The following is a 2,756-nucleotide window of genomic DNA, read 5'->3' as shown; positions in this document are numbered from 1 at the left end:
TTCGGCACATCGGGACCAACAGGGACATCGGCGCGTGAAACGGTGTCATTGTCCCAGCCGCAGATCCAACTGTTATCTTCATTGATCGCGTTGCCGCCGACCGCAAATGTCGGCAGTCGTTTTTCTCCGGCGAAGAGGGTCGTCGACGCGCCGTCAGCAATGCCGGTAAACGTGAGCAACTGCGTGCCGCGCGGCCCGGCCGCATTGTAGTAATCAGTCTGTTTCATTACTCCGTAGCCATATCCCATGTTGAAAAAACCGGCGGCGTCAAGCGCTGCGTCATCGGGAAATTGCTCCGGAAACAGCACTTTCAGATTGCTCGGGCGGGTATTTTCGCAGCACGAGGTGTAGTCGCTTCTGCCGGTCAGGTGTTCGCCGCTGGGAGCGCCGACGTTGGCGCTGCGATAGTAGATTTGACGATACGCGTTGCTCGTGGCGATCGGCGCGCGGCGCGAAGGACAATAGTACGTTTCGATCACCGCTTCGGAGATTCGATGGTTGCGTTCTTCGGCAGATCCGTAGCCATCTCCCTCCCAGATGTTTTGGCGGTCCATATAGGGAGTGATCTGATAAAGCCAGCCTGCCTCCTGCTTCGATCCGACCTCGGGCGTGCCGCCCGTTTCACCAAAGCCGACAGAAAACGTGACGTAGTACTCCCAATCTTTTCCGGCGGTCGGTAAATACTGGTGCGCATCATGATGGTTGTGGACCGCCAGGCCGATTTGACGCATATTGTTGCTGCATTGGGTACGACGGGCCGCTTCGCGGGCCACTTGAACCGCCGGCAACAATAGGGCGATCAGGACTCCGATAATCGCGATGACGACTAACAATTCAACGAGCGTAAAGCCGCGCGGCGCAGAGTTTGAGTTCATCACATCGCCTCCAATAAAAAAGAGAGGAAAGAGGATGAAAAGGAAAGGGATGGGGGGAACCACAACCTTGCTGCGACAAGAAAACCGAGGGAGATAACCCTTGAGACAAACAATGCAATGAGAACGGGATCTCGGCTTTTCGATCGCTTGCGGATCCAGACTGCGGCGCCAGGAGCAATTTCAATTCGAAGGTCGCTCTCTTGCGATGGTGGACATCGTCGGAGGAAACATGAAAAGCGCCGCTGATGACTTATCAGCGGCGCTCGGTTTTTGCTTCGACGAGATCCGCTTAGGACGCTTACGAGCCTGGCTTCTTCGCCAGATCAATCGACACCTCCTGACGTGATCCAGCGATATCAAACTCGAAAGGGGAGGAATTGGGGCCGTATCGACCTTTCCATTGATCCGCTCCGTCCGCTCCAGGAGCCACCATCTGCACAGCCACCCGGTATTTGCCGGGAGCGATGCCGGTTCCCATATTGCCGTACATCAGGAACTTTCCATCCTGCTGAGCAAATGCGCTGTCCGACATCCTGTTGGGGACCGGCTTGCTGGTCTCGTCCAACGGAACAAAGATCACGCGCAGACCGCTTACCCCTTCTTCATAGTGCGGGACCGACACCGCTTGACCATTCTCGACGATCTGACCACTTACCTTGACGAGATTTTCTCCTTTTTCGCAACCAGCGAAAACGAGCGAGAGAGCCAACAACAGTAGAGTAATCGTTCTGTCCATTCGGACCTTGCTCCTACTAAAGGCGTTAAGAGTGTTTACAAGATCCGCTTGCTAGTCGGGCAACTTGTACGATCGACCATCCGCCACGTGACCCATTCGGGTCATCGTGATCGGATCAACTCCATAACTGACCAAGCTCACGCTGCCATCGCCATAAAGCGTGTTGAACCCGGTGGGATGGGCTGATCCGAACGCCGATTCGCTGGGAATAATGGGAGCATCCGGTCCGACCGGATAGTCGGCTCGAGAAACCGTATCGTTATCCCAACCGCAGATATAGCCGTTGTCGTCGTTACCCACGTTTCCGCCGATTCCGGAGGAACGCATGCGTTTTTCACCGATAAAAATCGTGGTCGAAACGCCGTCGGAGACGCCTGAGAACGTCAGCAGCGCCGTGCCGCGGGGCCCCGACGCATTCCAGTAGTCGTTTCGCTTTCCAAAGCCATGGCCGTAGGAGATATTTGCAAAACCGACCGCGTCGAGCGCGGCGTCATCCGGAAATTCGGTGGGATAGAGAGTCTTCAGATTCGACGGACGATCCGCCTGGCAGCAAGCGGTGTAGTCGCTTCGCCCCGTCAAATGCTCCGACGCTCCGCTGGGCACCGTAGGAGGGCCTGGCAAAGTGACGGTCTGATACTTATGCGTCGTCTGCCGGTCATAATTCTGGCTGATCCCCGCTGGAGCCCTACGGCTTGGGCAATAATACGAGTTGATGACCGCTTCCATCGAGCGAAGCCCGCGTTCGGCGGCGGTGCCGTATCCATCCCCTTCCCAAATATTCTGCTGATCCATGTAGGGAAGAATTTGGTAGAGCCAGCTCGCTTCTTGCTTTGAAAGCGTTTCCGGTTGCCCCCCTGTCTGATCGGCAGGCACCGTATAGCTGGGAAAAGCGGACGACGTTCGCCCCACCGTCGGAAAAGCATTATGCGCGTCGTGGTGATTATGAATCGCCAGACCGATCTGCCGCATGTTGTTGCTGCATTGAACCCGCCTCGCCGCTTCGCGCGCCTGCTGAACGGCGGGCAATAAGAGAGCGACTAAGACCCCGATGATTGCAATGACGACCAGCAACTCAACTAACGTAAATCCCGATCTCCACCGCAAACACCCCCCTAATGGCGAATGGGGGGGGGGGGGGGGGGGGG

General features: G+C 56.5%; 3 protein-coding genes. All 3 read right to left on the bottom strand.

From position 1 onward, the window contains the following. Window positions 1-875 (bottom strand): DUF1559 family PulG-like putative transporter (locus DSM3645_RS27505; protein WP_002650233.1); only part of this gene is annotated, 875 nt, incomplete at its 3' end. Between the two features lie 298 nt (window positions 876-1,173). Further along, complete coding sequence (locus DSM3645_RS01595) at window positions 1,174-1,611, bottom strand: hypothetical protein (protein ID WP_002650232.1); 438 nt, start codon at window positions 1,609-1,611, stop codon at window positions 1,174-1,176. 51 nt (window positions 1,612-1,662) lie between these two features. Beyond that, complete coding sequence (locus DSM3645_RS27500) at window positions 1,663-2,682, bottom strand: DUF1559 domain-containing protein (RefSeq protein ID WP_002650231.1); 1,020 nt, start codon at window positions 2,680-2,682, stop codon at window positions 1,663-1,665. Window positions 2,683-2,756: the final 74 nt, after the last annotated feature.

The organism is Blastopirellula marina DSM 3645, assembly GCF_000153105.1.
In the GTDB taxonomy this organism is placed as follows: domain Bacteria; phylum Planctomycetota; class Planctomycetia; order Pirellulales; family Pirellulaceae; genus Blastopirellula; species Blastopirellula marina.
Note: the sequence above shows the minus strand (reverse complement) of the source record. Positions and strands in the feature narration are given on the sequence as shown.